The organism is Dyadobacter diqingensis (assembly GCF_024220585.1).
GTDB classification, from domain to species: Bacteria; Bacteroidota; Bacteroidia; order Cytophagales; family Spirosomataceae; genus Dyadobacter; species Dyadobacter diqingensis.
In genome coordinates this window covers 357922-376652 of record NZ_JAMXKF010000005.1, presented here as the reverse complement: position 1 = coordinate 376652, position 18731 = coordinate 357922, and the positions used below count along the sequence as shown (strand labels likewise).

The 18731-nt window shown below is 44.2% G+C and carries 20 protein-coding genes; 11 read left to right on the top strand and 9 right to left on the bottom strand.

Going from position 1 to position 18731, the window contains the following annotated elements:
• Window positions 1-18 precede the first annotated feature (18 nt).
• Entirely contained in the window at window positions 19-216 is a 198-nt protein-coding gene (locus M1L62_RS16835) for a CsbD family protein (RefSeq protein ID WP_254560774.1), read from the top strand.
• Between the two features lie 287 nt (window positions 217-503).
• A complete protein-coding gene (locus tag M1L62_RS16830) occupies window positions 504-1502 on the top strand; it encodes a 3-hydroxyacyl-CoA dehydrogenase family protein (protein WP_254560773.1) in 999 nt (332 codons plus the stop codon).
• A 254-nt stretch (window positions 1503-1756) separates the two neighbouring features.
• Here M1L62_RS16830 and M1L62_RS16825 read toward each other — a convergent pair whose 3' ends face one another.
• Window positions 1757-3193 (bottom strand): right-handed parallel beta-helix repeat-containing protein, encoded by a 1437-nt coding sequence (locus tag M1L62_RS16825; protein ID WP_254560772.1) that lies wholly within the window; start codon window positions 3191-3193, stop codon window positions 1757-1759.
• Window positions 3194-3506: 313 nt separating this feature from the next.
• On the opposite strand from M1L62_RS16825, the gene M1L62_RS16820 reads away from it, so the two are divergent.
• Together M1L62_RS16820 and M1L62_RS16815 are read left to right on the top strand one after the other, a co-directional pair.
• Window positions 3507-4832 (top strand): cytochrome ubiquinol oxidase subunit I, encoded by a 1326-nt coding sequence (locus M1L62_RS16820; RefSeq protein ID WP_254560771.1) that lies wholly within the window; start codon window positions 3507-3509, stop codon window positions 4830-4832.
• 52 nt (window positions 4833-4884) lie between these two features.
• Window positions 4885-5904, top strand: coding sequence for a cytochrome d ubiquinol oxidase subunit II (locus M1L62_RS16815; protein WP_254560770.1), 1020 nt, complete (start codon window positions 4885-4887; stop codon window positions 5902-5904).
• Window positions 5905-5972: 68 nt separating this feature from the next.
• Here the strand turns inward: M1L62_RS16815 and M1L62_RS16810 are convergent, their stop codons facing one another.
• The 4 genes from M1L62_RS16810 to M1L62_RS16795 all read right to left on the bottom strand — a co-directional run bounded on the left by M1L62_RS16810 (window position 5973) and on the right by M1L62_RS16795 (window position 8634).
• Window positions 5973-6542, bottom strand: coding sequence for an NADPH-dependent FMN reductase (locus tag M1L62_RS16810; protein WP_254560769.1), 570 nt, complete (start codon window positions 6540-6542; stop codon window positions 5973-5975).
• Window positions 6543-6633: 91 nt separating this feature from the next.
• Window positions 6634-7206 (bottom strand): YceI family protein, encoded by a 573-nt coding sequence (locus tag M1L62_RS16805; RefSeq protein WP_254560768.1) that lies wholly within the window; start codon window positions 7204-7206, stop codon window positions 6634-6636.
• A gap of 139 nt (window positions 7207-7345) precedes the next feature.
• Window positions 7346-7741, bottom strand: a complete 396-nt coding sequence (locus M1L62_RS16800) for an OsmC family protein (RefSeq protein WP_254560767.1) — start codon at window positions 7739-7741, stop codon at window positions 7346-7348.
• Window positions 7741-8634, bottom strand: coding sequence for a pirin family protein (locus M1L62_RS16795; RefSeq protein WP_254560827.1), 894 nt, complete (start codon window positions 8632-8634; stop codon window positions 7741-7743). The genes M1L62_RS16800 and M1L62_RS16795 overlap by 1 nt, the downstream gene beginning before the upstream one ends.
• A gap of 157 nt (window positions 8635-8791) precedes the next feature.
• Between M1L62_RS16795 and M1L62_RS16790 the strand changes: the two genes are divergently transcribed.
• The 3 genes from M1L62_RS16790 to M1L62_RS16780 all read left to right on the top strand — a co-directional run bounded on the left by M1L62_RS16790 (window position 8792) and on the right by M1L62_RS16780 (window position 10354).
• Window positions 8792-9670, top strand: a complete 879-nt coding sequence (locus M1L62_RS16790) for an AraC family transcriptional regulator (protein WP_254560766.1) — start codon at window positions 8792-8794, stop codon at window positions 9668-9670.
• A 112-nt stretch (window positions 9671-9782) separates the two neighbouring features.
• Window positions 9783-10031, top strand: a complete 249-nt coding sequence (locus M1L62_RS16785; protein ID WP_254560765.1) for an AbrB/MazE/SpoVT family DNA-binding domain-containing protein — start codon at window positions 9783-9785, stop codon at window positions 10029-10031.
• Window positions 10025-10354 (top strand): type II toxin-antitoxin system PemK/MazF family toxin, encoded by a 330-nt coding sequence (locus tag M1L62_RS16780; protein WP_254560764.1) that lies wholly within the window; start codon window positions 10025-10027, stop codon window positions 10352-10354. The genes M1L62_RS16785 and M1L62_RS16780 overlap by 7 nt, the downstream gene beginning before the upstream one ends.
• 27 nt (window positions 10355-10381) lie before the next feature.
• On the opposite strand, the gene M1L62_RS16775 is transcribed toward M1L62_RS16780, so the two are convergent.
• Genes M1L62_RS16775 through M1L62_RS29845 form a run of 3 tightly spaced genes read right to left on the bottom strand, consistent with a single transcriptional unit; the run spans window position 10382 to window position 14220 of the window.
• Entirely contained in the window at window positions 10382-11965 is a 1584-nt protein-coding gene (locus M1L62_RS16775; RefSeq protein ID WP_254560763.1) for an MFS transporter, read from the bottom strand.
• Window position 11966: 1 nt separating this feature from the next.
• Complete coding sequence (locus tag M1L62_RS16770; protein ID WP_254560762.1) at window positions 11967-13043, bottom strand: HlyD family secretion protein; 1077 nt, start codon at window positions 13041-13043, stop codon at window positions 11967-11969.
• 4 nt (window positions 13044-13047) lie between these two features.
• Complete coding sequence (locus M1L62_RS29845; protein ID WP_254560761.1) at window positions 13048-14220, bottom strand: TolC family protein; 1173 nt, start codon at window positions 14218-14220, stop codon at window positions 13048-13050.
• 256 nt (window positions 14221-14476) lie between these two features.
• On the opposite strand from M1L62_RS29845, the gene M1L62_RS16760 reads away from it, so the two are divergent.
• On the top strand, window positions 14477-15265 hold the full coding sequence (locus M1L62_RS16760; RefSeq protein ID WP_254560760.1) for a helix-turn-helix domain-containing protein: 789 nt from the start codon (window positions 14477-14479) through the stop codon (window positions 15263-15265).
• 73 nt (window positions 15266-15338) lie between these two features.
• On the opposite strand, the gene M1L62_RS16755 is transcribed toward M1L62_RS16760, so the two are convergent.
• Complete coding sequence (locus M1L62_RS16755) at window positions 15339-15722, bottom strand: DUF983 domain-containing protein (protein ID WP_254560759.1); 384 nt, start codon at window positions 15720-15722, stop codon at window positions 15339-15341.
• 552 nt (window positions 15723-16274) lie between these two features.
• Here M1L62_RS16755 and M1L62_RS16750 point away from each other — a divergent pair.
• From M1L62_RS16750 to M1L62_RS16740, 3 genes are all read left to right on the top strand, one after another.
• The gene (locus M1L62_RS16750; RefSeq protein WP_254560758.1) at window positions 16275-17201 is read left to right on the top strand and encodes an alpha/beta fold hydrolase; all 927 of its coding nucleotides are present in this window, start codon (window positions 16275-16277) and stop codon (window positions 17199-17201) included.
• Window positions 17202-17299: 98 nt separating this feature from the next.
• Complete coding sequence (locus M1L62_RS16745; protein ID WP_254560757.1) at window positions 17300-18055, top strand: SDR family oxidoreductase; 756 nt, start codon at window positions 17300-17302, stop codon at window positions 18053-18055.
• A gap of 74 nt (window positions 18056-18129) precedes the next feature.
• On the top strand, window positions 18130-18711 hold the full coding sequence (locus M1L62_RS16740) for a TetR/AcrR family transcriptional regulator (RefSeq protein WP_254560756.1): 582 nt from the start codon (window positions 18130-18132) through the stop codon (window positions 18709-18711).
• Window positions 18712-18731 lie beyond the last annotated feature (20 nt).

Below are 18731 nucleotides of genomic sequence, written 5' to 3'. Positions count from 1 at the left end.
ACTTAAACAACCAGAGATATGAGCGCTTTCACGCAACAGGTAAAAGGAAACTGGAACGAGTTAAAAGGTAAATTAAAACAGCAATACGCCGACCTTACCGACGATGATCTTTTGTATGAAGAAGGTAAGGAAGACGAACTTCTTGGAAAACTTCAGACAAAACTGGGTAAAACCCGTCAGGAAGTGGAAGACGAAGTAGAAAGCTGGTCGAAATAGATCATTCGTAACCATTCTTGAAAAAGCGCATGAGGGCTCTGTCTGTCATGCGCTTTTTTTCGTTGAATTAAATTTTTTATGGATTGAAATCCACGGCTACAAGATCGGTCATCCCTATGGGATTTGGTTTTGGGGTCTTATCTGCGGTAGCACATTGGAACGAAGGCGTGGTCGATTTTGTAGCTAAATAAATTCGTAATTTCATAGTGCCATCGGCACGACCGATCTTGTAAACATGGATTTTAATCCATGGAATGTTGTGAATTTTTCCAAATCCTGAACCCGATATGAATATTAAAGAAATCCCTGTTGCTGTGGTTGGCCTCGGCCTGATGGGATCAAGCATTGTTACCTGTATGCTTATTGCCGGCCACCCGGTTGTCGCGCTGGCTCCTTTGGGCAATGACCTTCTTTTCGCTAAAAAGAGAATTTCCGATGATCTCGAAAAATCCTTACAACACGGAATTGTTAAAAATAACCCGGAATATTATCTTCAGAACCTGACGATTACAGAGGACTATGCGGATCTGTTCGCGTGTAAACTTGTGATTGAATGTACGCTGGAAGATGTCGCGATCAAGCAGTCGGTTTACCAGAAAGTGGAATCGGTCATTGCATCTGATGCTATTCTGACCAGTAATACCTCTGCGATTCCGATAAGCACATTACAGAAACTTACGTTGCATCCGGAAAGATTTTTCGGCCTGCACTGGGCTATCCCGGCACATACAACCCGCTTTTTAGAAATCATCTGCGGAGACGACAGCAATATCAGTCACGGTGAATTTTTATACGAGCTTTCGTCACATTGGGGTAAAGAACCCATTTTGGTGCGTAAAGATATCGCCGGTTTTATCACAAACCGGCTGATGTACGCGATGTACCGGGAGGCCATCAGTCTGGTTGAAGGAGGTTATGCAACAGTTGAAGACATTGACCGTTCCTGCCGAAACAATGCAGGTTACTTTATGACTTTCGTTGGCATTTTCCGATGGATGGACTTGACCGGGGTTCCGGCCTATCATACCGTGATGAAGGATTTGCTGCCTACTTTAAACAATAGCACCAAAGTGCCTGAACTGATAAGTAAAATTGTAGAAGCCGGTGGGAAAGGGGTAGCAAACGCCAAAGGATTTTACGATTATTCACCCGAAGAAGCGCGATTATGGGAAGAAACCTACGCGGCGTTCAGTTATGAAATCAGAGAATTAGCGTTAAAATATCCCGCTGATTTAGTTAAAAAGACGTTGAAGGAACGGCAGGAACAACAACAGCAAAGTCAGTAAGTGCCTGGCGTGCTTGTGTCACCCTTTCTGGGTTATAAATGGAAGCACAATAAACGCTCCTTTCTATAATACTTTCAACCCTTCTGGTTTAGACAAAAAGTAGAAAGAATGGTTAGAATAAATTCTCAAAAAGCATTTTGAAAGTATCGTATTATCCATTCAATAAACCCGAAGGGTTGAAATTATGATAGCACCGAAGTCTGTTGCACAACCTCCTAACCCCGAAAGGGTGACAGAAGGCTTGGCGAAAACAACTATTTAACCGACAAAACAAGCCGCTTTAACGACTGCTTCTGCACACCCGTAGAGTTGCCGGCACGTTTTTGGGAATCTTCCAGTCGAGCAGTACCCGGAGAAATTTCCTGATATTCACCAAGCACCTGATTCAGGTCTAATTTTAACGTTTTCACGTCCATATTTTCAATTTTAATTCCCGGACCCGGAGCATGATAAACAGTATTTTGCCTGATTTCAATACCACTCGCGCCATTCAAATGGATCCCCGTCCCCTGCTTTTCAATCTGTCCGACATACTGAAACAGGTTATTTTCGATAAGACAATCGGATGGTTTGCCACTTCCGTTAGGATCCACGTCGCCACTAAAAAAAGAAACGGCATTTGCGCCGACGTGAGACACCAAAGTACCTGCCACCTGATCATTGCGGTTATACCGGTTGAATACGATCGCGTTGCCTCCCAGATCTGTGAAATTACAATCCTCTATTTTACAGTTTTCAGTTCCCTCCAAAACGACTGCCCCACCCCGATAAACCGCCCAATCACTGCCAGTAAGCATATCCCGGCTATGCATAAATGTCCTTTCATTATGACAAAACCACAGATTTTTCAGCGTTACATTCCGCAAAGGATTGGCCGCCGTCCCCGTCAATTCCATGCTGTTTTTGAGATTGGAAACCTCAATAACGGCCTTTGCCAAATCCAGACCAGTTGTCGGATAATAATACAGCATATTAATCGATTTGTCGAGATACCATTCTCCCGGCGTATCGAGCTCGCCCAAAACGTTTTCAACAAAATGGTATCTTTTATCCATATGGCCTGGGTATTTGTACTGCCATCCGCCATCCAGTTCTACATTATCCGTATCATCAACACCCGTAATCCGGTAATGCAGGCTCCCCTTCCGGCTCTCATCTAACCCATGCACATATCCGCCCGACGGGTTTCCCCAGGTTAACACGCGGACATAATAAGTCGCATCTTCCGCTGTACCTTTAAACACTTTCGCCGTTGAATCCATGTTGGGATAACGCGCCATCGTTTGCAGCGCGCCATTGACAAATAATCGCTCAAAAGAAATGCCGGGAGGCAGCGAAGCACTGTAAATTCCACTATGGAAATGACGCCAGTCAGGTTTCAAAACACGGCCGGCACTCAGTATCACCTTTTGATTTTCAAATGCCTTAATTTCAAGCTCCGAAGGAAATTTTACAGAAGGTTGAATTTTTACAGTTTTCTCTAAATAATAAGTACCGCCCATCAGCTGAATACTCACCTGCTTCCCGGCGAACATTTCACTCAGGGATAGGGCCCTTTCCAGCGTTTGCACCGGCCGCGCAAGTATCCCGGTATTTTCATCGTCGCCCTTTGGTGATACATAGATCTTGTTAACCTGGGCAATCGCAGGAAGTGTCAGAACTAAAAAAATTGAAATCAGAATTCTCCGCATGCTTGTTACAAAACCTTTCCAACAATATTCCCTGGCAAACCGACCACCGTCCGATCAAAATCCGGCTGCCAGTCAACCAGCTTCCATTTAAAAAGGAACAATCATTTTTTCTTACTGCAAAACCTCATTTTATTCTCGGAATTTTTGTCCGATAAAGTGGTTCTTCTGGAAAGTCTTGAGTAGCTTTGAGGCATCCGGACGGTCACATTTTATAGTAGTTTTAAGACCAGTTAAAATATAATATTATAAAGAATACGATTTATAACACCCTACCGGATTTCTTTCATTTCCCTGACATAATTGAATCTCACCCATGAACGACTTCATTGCTGCAAGATCTCAAATGGCCCTCTCTCTGGGCTTCCATATCATTTTCTCTTGTATTGGAATGGTTATGCCTTTTTTTATGGCAGTGGCCCATTACTACTATCTCAAAACAAATAACATTGTTTATAAAAATATAACAAAAGCGTGGAGCAAAGGAGTTGCCATTTTCTTTGCAACCGGGGCCGTTTCCGGGACTGTACTGTCTTTTGAGCTGGGGCTGTTGTGGCCGCGTTTCATGGAGCATGCAGGTCCCATTTTTGGTATGCCTTTTTCACTGGAAGGAACCGCATTTTTCATTGAAGCCATTGCACTCGGCTTTTTTCTCTATGGCTGGGACCGCTTTAACAAATGGTTTCATTGGTTCACCGGTGTCATTGTTGGGGTGAGCGGGCTGGCTTCCGGGATTCTCGTGGTGGCGGCTAATGCGTGGATGAACAGTCCGGCAGGTTTTGATTTTGTCGACGGTCAATATCTCAATGTCGATCCTGTGAAAGCGATGTTCAACGACGCCTGGTTTTCGCAGGCGCTGCATATGTGTATTGCTGCCTTCGCTGCAACGGGCTTCGCAGTGGCCGGCGTGCACGCGCTGATGATCGTCAGGCGACAGAATGTATATTTTCATACCAAATCGTTTACTATCGCGGCCGTTTTTGGTTGCGCCGCGGCATTATTACAGCCCCTCAGCGGCGATATTTCCGCAAAAGACGTTGCGAAAAGACAACCTGCCAAGCTGGCCGCCATGGAGGCGCATTTCCATACCGAAAAATCAGCCGGATTGGTCATCGGAGGAATTCCTGACGAAAAAAATAAAACGGTTGATTACGGGATTAAGATTCCGGGATTGCTCAGTTTTATGGCACACGGCGATTTCAGCAAAGAAGTAACCGGCCTTGATCAGATCAAACCCGAAGATCATCCTCCGGTAGCCATTACGCATTATGCCTTTCAGGTAATGGTCGGACTGGGTATGGCGATGATGGCGATCTCATTCCTGTATTTCCTCGCTCTGTGGAAGATGAAAAAGTGGCTTCAAAGCGACTGGCTTCTCAAACTTTTCGTAGCCGCAACACCGCTGGGGTTTATTGCCGTAGAGGCTGGCTGGACAGTGACGGAGGTCGGGCGACAGCCGTGGATTATTTACAATGTTATGCGTACGGCTGATGCTGTGACGCCAATGCCCGGGATTGGTTATTCGTTTTATTTGTTTACCGCCATGTATGTTTCACTGGGCATCATCGTGACTTTCATGTTGTACCGGCAAATAAAAATGGTTGGCAAGCTGTACGATCTCCCGACGGGCGCAAAACATTAACCCGGACTGTCGCAACGGCATTCACTTATTTCATCACTCATTCAAAATTGATATGTTATACGTCGTCATCATATATCTCTGGACATCTATTTTGCTTTATCTTCTTTTAGGAGGTGCTGATTTTGGCGCAGGTATTATTGAGTTGTTTACATCAAAAGCCAATAAAATCCAGACGCGCAAAACCCTTTACGAAGCCATCGGCCCTATATGGGAAGCCAACCATATGTGGCTGATCATTGCCATCGTGATCCTGTTCGTTGGTTTTCCAACGATTTACAGCACCATGTCGGTGAATCTGCACATTCCGCTGACCATTATGCTTTGGGGGATTATCGCAAGAGGAACTGCTTTCACCTTCCGGCATTATGATGCGGTAAAGGATGATATGCAAGATATTTACAATCCGATTTTCGCCTATTCCAGTTTCATCACCCCATTTTTCCTCGGCATTATTGCCGGTAGTGCTGTGTCGGGCCATATCGATCCGGAAGCCGACAACTTCATGGATGCATATATTTTCAGCTGGCTTCACTGGTTTTCCATTTCAGTGGGACTTTTTACCGTTGCCATCTGTGGTTTTTTGGCTGCCGTATTTCTGATCGGAGAAGCAGATAATGACCACGACCGTACGCGATTTGAACGCAAAGCCAAAGCCTTCAACATTGCCGCAGTAATCAGTGGCGTGCTCGTGTTTATGTCGGCATTGGCAGAAGGTATTCCTCTGATCGACTGGGTATTTGGAAATACCGTTGGCATCATTGCCATTTCAGCGGCCACGTTATCACTGATCCTGCTTTGGTATTTATTTTACAAAGGCAAAAGAAATATCCTGCGTGTACTCGCCGGATTTCAGGTAACCATGATTCTTTTGACAACCACGTACCGGCACTATCCTAACATTGTAATCCTGAAAAACGGGGGTTATCTTTCACTGATTGAACACAGCGGCCACGAAAAGGCGATCGAAGCATTAGCGATGGCTCTGCTCATTGGAAGTATTTTTATCCTTCCCGCCCTCTTTTACCTCATTTACAGTTTCCAGAAAAAGAAGGTGGATTATGTGGCGGAATGAGAGAAGTCAAGTTTTGAAAACTTGACTTCTGAAGGTTGATTCCATCGAATCGTGTTAAGCCTCTTTTATTACTTATTTTCCTTAACAATTTTCAATCCTTTTGTCCACCGGGCAAGCTCTTTCAGCATGTTATCGGCTGAGCGGTGTGCGGAGTCTGCCGGAACGAAAGCACCTTCTTCGGTGATATACTGGGTAAACAGAGGGAAATTCACCGCCTCATAAATTGGCACCATTTTAAACGTTGACAAGTCGGATTTCAGGCTGTTAGCCGCCCTCGTTCCAGCCGATATCCCGCCATAACTGACAATACCTGCCGCTTTGTATCCCCATTCGTGAAACAAATATTCCAGCGCATTTCTCAGCGGCGCCGGATAATTGAAATCATACTCAGCAGTTACAAAAATGAAAGCATCAGCCTCGTTGATTTTTGCACTCCATTTTCTGGTATGCTCATGCTCGTATTGCTGCATGGTCGGATGATTGGCTTCATCCATCAGCGGCAATTTTATCTCCGCCAGATCCAGCAGCTCTACATTAAACGCTCCATGATTTTTAGCAATTTCACTAATCCAGGCCGCAACGAGCGGGCCTTTTCTTCCCGGCCTGACTGTCGACGTAATAATTTTCAGATTGTACATATATCCAATATTAGTTTTTTCAAAAGCAACTTATACCGGCTTCCGGCAAATTCAGCCCGCGACCGGTCCCCGAAAGCCGATAGTACCATAATTACTCCTGACCAAATTCACCGTCAGCAATAATCCAGACCTCTTCACTCAGCATCGGTGCAGGGAATTTGGGGCCAATTCCAAAGTCAGCACGCTTTACACTGCCCGTTGCCCGGAAACCTGCCACAGGTTTTTTGTTCATCGGGTTTGCGATGGTACCCCGGTACCAAAGATCCAAAGTCACAGACTTGGTAACACCGTGCATCGTCAGATCACCCGTTAGCTGATATTTTCCATCGCTTACTTTCTTTACGCCTGTACTTTTGAAAGTCAGCTCGGGATTAGTCGTCGCATCGAAAAAGTCAGCCGACTTCAAATGATCGTTACGTTTCTCCACGCCCGTGTTAATGGACGCTGTTTTGGCATTTAACGTAAAAACTGCATCGCTAAAATCCGGTTTGGCCGCTTTGATAGTCGCATCAAAATCGGTAAACGCGCCGGACACCGTTGAAACCCCAAGATGCGTAATATCAAATTTAAGCTGAGAATGTGCTTTATCAGATTTCCAGACCGTTTGAGCGAACGACGTAAACGACAAAACCGATAACAGAATAAGCAGTGAAATCCTTTTCATAGTAGTCCAAAGTTTAATGGTGATGATTACAAGATAAATTAAAAATAAAACTGTAATAAAACGAATTCAACTTTCCATATTGGCACAGGACTTATGACTCCGGCCTCTGAAATCATGCGTTATCCAACTCCTAAATTACTCAATCCAGTGTCGTATCAATGGTGATGGTATGAGTTAACGTATTGTGAATCGGACACTTGTTGGCAATGGCAAGGAGCCTCGTTTTCTGCTCGTCATTCAAATCACCGATAACTTCAATCTTCCGGTTCATTTGGGACACATTCTGTTGAACATCTCTTGAAAACTCGACTTCCACATGAATTGCGGTTAATTCCAGCCAACCCTTTCGGTTTGCATACATCCGCAACGTACCGCAGGTACAGGCAGCCAGCGCAGATGCCAGCAATTCTTCGGGAGAAAAACCGAGGTCCATCCCTCCCGCCGAAAGAGGTTCATCGGCGATAATGCTATTGGTTGCGGTTTTTATTTCGGTTTTGTAAAGTGCAGTTCCGATGCTTGCGAATACTTTTGCCATTATTTTCTTTTTAGGTTATTGGTCTCAGGAGGAAGCGGGACGAAACCGGTTTCGCCGGGAACGGGTTTGAAGTTTTGTGCCAGCCAGTTTTCCTTTGCCTGATCAATCAATTCCTGCGTAGTGGCCACAAAATTCCAGTAAATAAACCTTTCCTCTGGAAAAGGTTCTCCGCCAAAAATATATACGGTCGTGTTTTCAGTCATGAAAAACTCGCAAAGCTGCGTTTCCTTGGCAACCAAAAGCTGTTTGGGGAGATACGTATTCCCTTCAGCTTCAATCTGCCCTTCCAAAATATACAAGCCCGCTTCACCATACAGCTCGCTGCCAATTTTCACCGACCTCGCTTCGGTGGTTTTGATTTCCAGATAATAAAGTGGACTAAATACGGGAACGGGCGATTGGCGGTTCATAAGCGAGCCTGCAATCAGCTTGAACGACACGCCGTTTTCTTGCCATTGAGGCAATTCAGTTTCGGATGCATGGAAAAATTCCGGCTCCATCTGTTCCAGGTCCTTTGGCAAAGCTACCCATATTTGTAGGCCATGGAGCTCTTTGTCCGAATGACGCAGATATTCCGGTGTTCTTTCCGAATGGACAATGCCGGCCCCGGCGGTCATCCAGTTAACCTGTCCCGGTTTGATTTCAATTTCTGTTCCGAGGCTGTCTTTATGCATCACGTTGCCCTCAAAGAGATAAGTCAGCGTAGAAAGTCCGATGTGCGGGTGTGGCGGGACATCCATATTCTGATGGTCATTCATTTTTGCAGGCCCCATGTGGTCGATAAAAATAAAAGGTCCGACCATCCTTTTGCCTGAAAACGGCAGCAGCCGCCCCACCATAAAGTTACCGATATTTCGGGGGCGCTCTTCTATTATGAGATTGATATTGGACATCTTCTTTGGCGAAAAATTCAGGTTTGTGTTTGGAAGCAAAAGTTAGATATTATTATCCGATTTAATCAAAAGCGATAATAATTTAATCTGTAAAGCCAAAAGCCGCTGAATTTGCAACGCTACTGATTAGATTTGAAAACCCAAATGAAATGAAACAATGCAGACCAATATTCCAAGAGTGGATATCAGCACACTTTCCGCGTACCGGGAAGATGATATTATGATTAGCCGGTTTGCGGAATATCTGGCCATCCACCCCAACCTGACTGCACCACACCGCCACAGTTTTTTTCACCTGCTTTTTTTTACCGAAGGTGGCGGCAGGCACACCATTGATTTTAATCATTTTGATGTAAGGCCGTATCAGATATATTTTATGACGCCAGGGCAGGTGCACTCCTGGGATTTTGAGGGGCAGGTGGATGGGTATGTGGTTAATTTTTCAGGCAACTTTTTCCAGTCATTTCTGCTCAGACCGGAATATATCGGTGCATTTTCATTCTTTAACGGGATTACGACGGAGAGTGTCATTAACCTGTCAAGCGGTGTTCAAAAGCCGGTAACTGATCTTTTTGAGGATCTGATCACACAATCACAACAACATCAGGTTTTCAAAGAAGATATGCTTCGGGTGCTGCTTTTACGGATATTTATTACAATCGAGCAGAGCATTTCTCTCAATAAACCTAACAACACACCGTTTCAGTCCAATCCGGTTTTAAGCAATTTTCAGAAGTTGATTGAAAAAAATTATCTCGAAACCAGACTTCCCAGCGAATATGCCGAGTTATTAAACATAACTCCCAACCACCTGAACGCGTTGTGCAAGGAGCATCTGGGTATGCAGGCAGGCGAAGTGATCCGCAACCGCGTGGTGCTGGAAGCTAAGCGACTACTTGTAAATCTCGGCCTGAGTGTTTCTGAGATAGCCTATAAACTCAACTTCAACGATAACTCTTATTTCACCAAGTTCTTCAAAAAAGAAGTCGGTATGAGCCCGGAGGTTTTTAGGAAAAAGTCTATTTCTGAAAAGTAAAACACTGAAAAACAATACCGATTTGTCGAAATCGGGAAGGGAATTCGCATATCAGATTGTTATACCAAAAAATGTTATATTTGTGTTGCAGCATATTTTCAGTTATAACATCATGAAAGCTAACATCATCAATATTGGCAATAGCCAGGGAATAATTCTGCCTTCCACACTTTTACGACAGCTAAATTTAACATTCCGGTCAAGCGTTCAAATTGAAGTGGACAATGGCACCATTGTTATAAAACCCGACCCTCGTCAAGGCTGGGCAGACGCAGCAAAGGAAATGCGGCAGGCTGGAGATGACGAATTGTTACTTGGCGATCTGTCCAGTGAATTTGACAACGACGAGTGGACATGGTAAAAAGTATCAACCAGTATGAAGTATACTGGATTTCACTCGATCCGACACTGGGAAGAAAAATTGCCAGAGCACGACCCTGTGTTGTGGTAAGCCCTGACGAAATGAATCAATATCTTCGAACCATTATTGTAATACCCATAACGTCCACCATAAAAAACTACCCGTGGCGTGTGGATTGTATGGTTTCAGCCAGGAAAGGCTCGATCGCAACCGATCAGATAAGAGTTGTCGACCGTACCCGTATAGGCTCAAAAATCGGCGAACTATCCCAAAAAGAAATTAACGCATTAAAAGAAGTAATGCTCAGCATGCTAATCGAATAGACTTTCTACGACCAGCTGGCACAACAATCAATAAGGCTCCGGCTGCCGCGTCTTCAAGTTAAGTACGGTGTGGCTGAAATAGGGATACAAAGCAATCAGCAGCATCACGAACAAAATTCCCCAGCAGATCCACGCATAGTAATCCATGGCATAACGCAACAGCATTTGCTTTTCAACCGCCTTATGCAATAAACCCGTTGCCATTTTAGCAGCCTGATCACGGGGAATGCCGTGTGACTCCATTTGATGTTGATAGCCGGCAAGTCTGTCTGTTGCTACTGTGCTCAAAAGCGTGACCTGATTTCGGAAGTCCTCCTGGTGCGTACTTTTGGAGAATAACTGAAAGGACGTGATCATCGCCATACTCAGCGTAAAACCGGTAAAACGAAATAAAATTCCGGCCATGGAAGCCGAGCTGCCGATCACGGCGGGAACGGATGACACCGTGAAAATAATCAGCGGTGTCATAATGGTGCCGGCGCCAAGCCCCTGAACGATCAGAGGCAGGATAAAAGTAGACGCGTCAGCCTCGGTGGAAAAAAGAAAATACATCCAGCCATGAAAAAGCAACAGGAAACCAAAACCGCTCAGCCAGATCATCCGCATCGGTTTTTTTAGCAGGATTAACCGCGAGGAAACCAGCACACTGACCGCAACACCGATCATATTGGCCAGCATCAACTCCGATACGTGGATCGGATCCATACCAAGCACAGCTTCAAAATAATTGGAAGTAATGTTCAGCGAACCGCGGCAGATGTAAAACGGGATAAGCAAAAACGCCCCGATGCGAAAATTAGAATATTTGAATACTGCCAAATTCAAAAAAGGCCGTTTCAGATTAACCTGCCGGATAACAAACAAGGGAATGATTAAAAGTAAGGCGCCGATACAGGTCCAGATGTGGAAATTTTCGAGCCAGTAATTGGTTTGACCGTAAATCAACACATACCCGAACAGGCATAAAAAACAGGCGTAATAAATAAAACTGGCCCAGTCGAGCTGATACAAAGGAAATCGTCTTCCAAGCCTGATATTGTTCATGATACCCATCAGCAAGATTGATCCCGGTAAAACCATATAAATCATCGCTTTATACAACGCCTGGTAATCGAAGTATTCAATAATCAACGACGCGGTAAACATGACAAGCGGCGAGGAAATAACCAGCAAACCGTAAAAAACGGAATAGCCTACTTCTCTGGACCGCTCGTCGGAAAGTCGCCGAAATATTAGCGTGATACAAACACTGTTGATCCCTCCCGTGAATATCCCCTGCAAAAATCGGGTCAAAAAAAAGACAAACGGACTGCGGGTATAATAACAGACGTAACAGGTGGCCATCAGTAAAACCACGTTGATGATGAAGTACTGTTTCGTTGGCAGATAATTAAAAAACCGCTGTTCGAGGGAATAAAAACTCGCGAGGGCTGCGTAGTAAACGATCGTGGAATACTGAACGTCGATGGGTTCGATACCATAATAACCAGCCGTGGCGCTGATGTTACTGGTAAACAACCCGAAAAGTGCGAGCAGCGGAAGCATCATCAAGCCGATGCTTCCACGGATCAACCACTCCGGAACCCAGGGTTTGAATAAGGGCTTGTGCACGTCATTCATTACTTAAAGTTCCTTTCTTAACCATCACAATCGCATTCATACCTGCCCGCAGATAATCTATCTTTGATTTTGCATCAGTAAGCAATATCCTTACCGGAATCCGCTGTGTAATTTTCACAAAATTCCCGGTTGAGTTATCGGGAGGAAGCAATGAGAATCTCGAACCCGTTGCCGGCGATAAGGATACAATTCTTCCGTTAAAATGCTCGCCTGGCAAAGCGTCGGCTTCAATATCTACAAGCTGTCCCGTGTGCATGTGCCTGATCTGGGTTTCCTTAAAGTTTGCAATAACCCACTTTCCCTCATGCTGGTCGACAATAAAAGCAAGCGTTTGTCCGGCCTGAATCATTTGTCCGTTTTGAATGGTTTTTCTACCCATCTTACCATCGTACGGCGCTGTGATGACGGTATACGAAACATCCAGCCTGTTCCGGTCCACAACCGCCTCTCTCCTTTTGATCTCGGCCAAAGCCACCTCGCGTTGTACCTCAATGTCGTTCACTTTTGATAAAGAAGCCTGGTAAGCATCCTGAACCGATTTATATTCCGCCTTCGCCACTTCCAGCGCAGTTTTTACATTTTCAAACTGCTGCTGTGTGACCGCTTCTACCTGCAATAACTTTTCATAACGGACAAATTCCTGCTCCTGATGCCACAGTTTCGCCTTTGCTGCGGCTATTTGTCCCTCGTTCACCGTAGCGTTTTTCGAGGTCGTCTGCACAGAACTTTGCAATACCCCGATTTGCGCTTTCGCGTTCAGCAACGCCGCTTCCGCCTCTTCCTGTTCCAGCTGATACTCCCTGTTATCGATAATCAGCAGTGTGTCGCCCTTTTTCACCGACTGGTTTTCCTCATACCGGATTTCCCGTACGTACCCGCCGACCCGTGAAGTTACCGGATTGATGTATTCCTCTATTTGTGCGTCTTCGGTCACTTCATATTTCCATAACTCCCATAGGGTTGTTAGTCCCCAGATAGACAACCCGATCAGGATGACCCCGGCAACCCAGGCAGTAATTTTTGTGATCAGTTTGTCTGAATTGTTAAATTGATTTTGTGTGGTGCTCATTTTCTTAAAGTTCGCCGATGGTTTTCATGAGGTAATAATATTCGAGTTTTGCACGGATTTGTGCCGAGGTCAGATCAAAACGTGATTGCAGCAATTGCGTATCTGCATCCAGTAAATCCGTCAGAAGTGCCAGCTGATTGAAATAAGTATTGTACACGATCCGATAAGTTTCGGTTGCCTGTCTGATGTTCTGCTCTGAAACCGAAATCCTTTTCAGAGATTCCCGGTAGCGTACATACGCCTCATTGACCTCAACTTTCAGCGCATCCTCTTCGTTGCTGTGGGTAAGATGCTGTTTTTCAATGCTGATTTCGGCAGCTTTTACCTTATGATTGTTTTGATAAAGGGACGAAAGTGTATAGGAAACCTTCACTCCCGCCTGCCCCAACCCGTAAAGCGATGCCGCATAAGGGTAAAAAAGGATCTGGGGATAGGTGTATCCGTACTCCGCATAGGCCACTACTTTGGGCAAAGCATTCGACTTAACCCCTTTAAGCGCCAGCTTTTTCAGCTCCGTCTCTTTCTCGGAAATTCGAATCCCGTAAGCATGTGCGAAGGCATCACTAAGATAGTCGTCGTAAATTTTGCCGGAGTTTTCCTGCACCAGAATGTTCTCGTCCGGCTTTATGACAGTGCCCTCCGGCAATCCGATCAGAATTACCAGTTTATGATTATTAATCGCAATCGTGTTTTCAATTTCGACAAGCAGCATTTTCTGTTTGGATAATTGCAGCTCTCCCCGAAGCACATCACTTCTCAAAATCACACCGTTTTTAAATAATTCACGGATCTGGTCAAGGCGTTTCTGTTGCTCTGCAATGTCGGCTATGACCAGTTTCTTAAAAACCCTGTTCCGTTCCAGTTCAAGATAAAAGGCCGTCGCCTTAAATTTGATTTCAGAAGCGGTCAGGTCTTTTTCAATCGTCGAGATATCATGTTCAACCTCTTCCTCTCTGATCTTTGTTTTGATTTCCCCCCCGTTGTAAAGTACCATGGAGGCCTCCGCATTCAGCTGGAAATAATTGTGGATGATATTGCCGTAAACCGGCTTGCTGAAAATACCGTTTTCGTACAAAGGCATATCCGAAACCCGGGCGTACTTTGTAGCGCTCTTGATCTCCGGCAAACGCTCGGCCCTGGCGTCTTTCAGATTTTCATCACGGACAGAAATCTGCAATTGCCGTATCTGAACACTTTTGTTATGTGTCTCAGCTTATTGCCATACTTGTTGTAGTGATAATGGTAATGAGTCCTGTGTACCGGCAGTTTCCTGTGCCTGAGTTGGTTGTAGTCTCGAAATTCCTAAAAACAGAAGAAGCAAAAATTGTTTTTGATGGTAACACATATATTTGTTTGATGACCTTACAAAGGTAACAGGCGCCAAAAACAACTACTTTCTATATATTGCCAAATATTTGTTAATTCCGGCCATCATGAATGTTTCCGATCAGCTTGTCAATATCGACCGAAACCCTGAATCCAATTACGTTTTGCACGACAGAATGGAAAATCGCTTTCCATTTCACCACCATCAGAAAGGCCAGTTAACCTATGTGGAAGGCGGGATTGCCTACCTGAATACCATGGACAAGGCCTATTTCTTACCGGCCCGTCATTACATATGGATTCCACCCGGACTGGAACATTTCGTTCATCAGAAAAAAAACTCATCGATTGTACGTAACCTCTATTTCGCGATGCCAGCGAATGATCCACATCTCTTTTACGACCGGATGGGCATATATCCTGCGAATAATCTGCTTTTAGAAATGGTGAAGTATACCGAAAAATGGAATGGTGAGATTCTTGCAGATACTTTCGAGAATGAATTTCTGACGGCTTTACGGAAACTTTTACCTCGCATCAGCACGCACCCGCTGCCCATTGTCCTTCCCACCACCGACCATGAGCGCATGCAGCCCGTCATCCAATATATTCAGGCTAATCTGGACGCGCCGCTACATCTGGAATCAGTTTCCAAAACTTTTGGCATGAGCGCCAGAACACTTTCGCGCCTTTTTCAGTCAACGCTCGACACATCTTTCCTGCAATATTTAAAGCTTTCCCGCATGATCCGGGCCATGGAACAGCTTTTGCAAACCAACAAAACAGTCAGTGAAATTGCCTACGAAACGGGCTATAACAGCATTGCTACTTTCAGCAACACATTTTATGGATTGGTAAACGTGCGTCCTTCGGAATTCCAGAAGTTCCAGCCATGAAAATCCCGCCATTTCAACCTCTGTAACAACCAGGATTACGAAGGTAAAAACTGCGGGATAAGATATCACCAGACTATTTAATATTCTGAACGACTTCCTCGGCGCGCGGGCTAATGAAAATGGCTAGCCACGATCTTCTGGCCAAACGGTAAAAATACGGGGTCAGGATAATAAGCACCGGAATGATGCTGAACAGAAAATAATCAAGATACTCGCCGAACAAATTAACAAATACCAGAAAATAGGCCAGCATAAAAACCACGTAAAACGCGTAACTCATATACAGTGCCCCCTGATAAAAACCAGGCTCCGGAACCAGGTTTTCACCACAATTCGGGCAATGTTTGTTCATCTTATCGAATTTGAAACTGTAAGCACTTTTCGTAATAAAAAAATCTCCCTCGGCACAACGCGGGCATTTATTAAACGCCACGCTATATAAACGGCTATGTTTCATGGTTAGCTATGGATTAAAAACAGGGTCTAAAATATTAAACAGACAATTATTACTATTAAACCAGGCAAAACTCCGATCAACTTCCGCCTGTGTTTTCATTCTTTAATTATCTGTTACAAATTTCGTATTAACCATTCGTATATCTAAGGACAGATGTTATCTTTTGTGGTACTAATCAACGATCCTGACAATTTCTCACACTATACTCACCATTTCCCGACATTGGATAATATGTACAACAGGAACGCGTAATTATCAATTTACTTCCATTTTGCAAAGCGTTAACTTTGTTTTATCAGCAAATAAAAATAATCCAAAAGACTCCCCTTTTTTAAAGCTGCAAATAATAATAACGATATGTTGCAAAAAAACTGTCTTTTATAATTCACACCATTCCATTGATTTAAAGGATGTTAACTATAAATCTGTTTTTATTTCAAAAAATATTTTAGTTTTAATTAGGAATGATCGTTCCAATACAATTACCTTTACGGAACAATCATTCTATTATTAATCAACACAGAGATAAACAGATTAATCAAATTTTCAATTATGAAAAAGATTATTGACATCGTAGCTATTTTGCTCTTCGCAGCCACAATAACCCTGAGTACCCAAGCCCAGTCACCAGCCAATCCACCGGCAAATTTTAAACATCAGACAGCACATGTAAATGGTGTTAATATTCATTATGTAATCGGCGGAAAAGGCGAACCGCTGGTGTTGGTTCACGGGTTTGGACAAAACTGGTACATGTGGAACCGTATTTTGCCGGAGCTTTCCAAACACTTTACGGTGATCGCACCGGACCTACGGGGTGTGGGCGAGTCAGATAAGCCAGCCACCGGTTACGACAAGAAAACAATGGCGAACGATATACATGAACTCGTGAAAAAACTGGGTTACAACAACATCAATCTGGCCGGACACGATATCGGTTTGATGGTCGCTTATGCTTATGCCGCCCAATTCCCGACAGAGGTTAAAAAAGTAGCTTTAATGGATGCATTACTACCTGGTATTGAACCAGTTTGGAGTCAGGTATCTGCAAGCGCCTGGTGGTTCGGATTTTTCTCATGGCCCGCATCGGGTTCTATCGTATCCGGTAAAGAAAGAGAATTCCTGACAAACTTCTGGCCTATGGTTGGTCATGTTCAAAACCCGTTTACAAAAGAAGAAACAGACGAATTTATCAGAGCTTATGCGGTCAAAGGAGCAGTAGCAGGCAGCTTTCGGTGGTTTGGAGCCTTCCCTCAGGACGGAAAAGATAACGTTGAATTTGCCAAACAAAAACTGACTATGCCATTGCTTGCGATGGGTGGGGAATATTTTGCAGCAGCATTTCTTAAAGATCATTCAGGGCTCGTGGCAACGCAGGTTACAGAAGTAAAAATCGCAGGATCCGGACACTGGGTTGTTCAGGAAAACACTGCACAGGTTCAGGAAGCTTTGCTTGACTTTTTCCTGGACAAAGAATAAAACATCAATAAGAAAAAGCAAACCTTTATTCGGAACAATAATTCCTGATAAGCCAATTAAAAGAACAATCATTCCATATAATAAAAATAAAAGCTAAAATGAGCAATCTTAAAAACAAAGTCGCAGTTGTAACAGGTGGTAACAGTGGAATTGGGCTGGCCACAGCAAAAGAATTTAGAGCGCAAGGCGCAGAAGTCGTGATTACAGGCAGAAATCAGGAACTCTTAAATAACATAGCAACTGAGATAAGTGCAACAGGCATTGTTGCCGACCAGGGAGACCTTGCCTCGATCGACAAACTTGTAGAAGAGGTAAAAAACAAGTTTGGTAAAATTGATATTATCTTTTTGAATGCTGGTTTAACTGCCTTTTCACCTGTGGAAACTGCCACGGAAGAGCATTTCGACTCATTGGTTGACGTCAATGTTAAAGGTGCTTTCTTCACCATACAAAAATTTCTTCCCATACTGAATGATGGTGGTTCCATTGTGATGAATACTTCTATTAATGCCAATGTAGGGATGCCGAATACAGCCGTATATGCTTTAACAAAAGGAGCTTTGTTATCTCTCAACCGGGTATTGGCAACTGAACTCGCTCCAAGACAGATCCGTATCAACGCAGTTTCCCCCGGTCCTGTTGAAACCCCTCTTTATGGAAAACTAGGCTTAGGTCAGGAGGAAATCGAAGGTTTTGGTGGATTGCTTGGTAAAAAAATCCTGCTCGGCCGTTTTGGACAAGCCGAAGAAGTTGCAAAAACGGTGACATTCCTGGCTTCTTCAGACGCTTCGTTTATCACAGGGACAGAAATTGTTGTGGATGGCGGACTTACTGTTAACGCAGTGCTTAATTAATTTTCTGTAAAAATCCGGAACACCTGTTCCATAAATATTAACTTTGCTGAGAAATCAGCAAAGTTTTTTCTCATATGGCACGTACAAAAGAATTTGACAAAGACGCAATTCTTGACAAAGCGGTAGATCTTTTTTGGTTCAAAGGTTACAACGGATCTTCGATGCAGGACGTGGTCGATACCCTTGGTTTGAGCCGTTCGAGCCTCTATGATACATTTGGCGACAAACGGCAGCTTTATCTTGCGGCATTGGAAAGATATAGAAATCAGGCGGCGGGAGGTTTGATCGAAATGGTCAGCACATCCCGCAACACCATAAAATCCCTCGAAAAGATTTTTGATATGCTGGTCAACGAAAGTTTCACCGACCGGTTCCCAAGAGGCTGTTTTATGGTGAACAGCACCGTTGAGCTTGCCCCGCACGACAAGGATATCGACAAGATCGTGCGTGACAACATGCAGGATATTGAAAATGCATTGTTCGAACTTATCAAACGCGGCCAGGATTCAGGAGAAATTTCAACGAACACCGATGCACGCGCCATCGCCCGTTTTCTGTTTAATACCATTTCGGGACTAAGGGTTGCAGCGAAATCCGGCGTTGAAAAGAAGGTGTATAAAGATATTGTCAAAGTTGCGCTAAACGCGGTAAGGTAAACCGGCATAAGGTTGAAAAA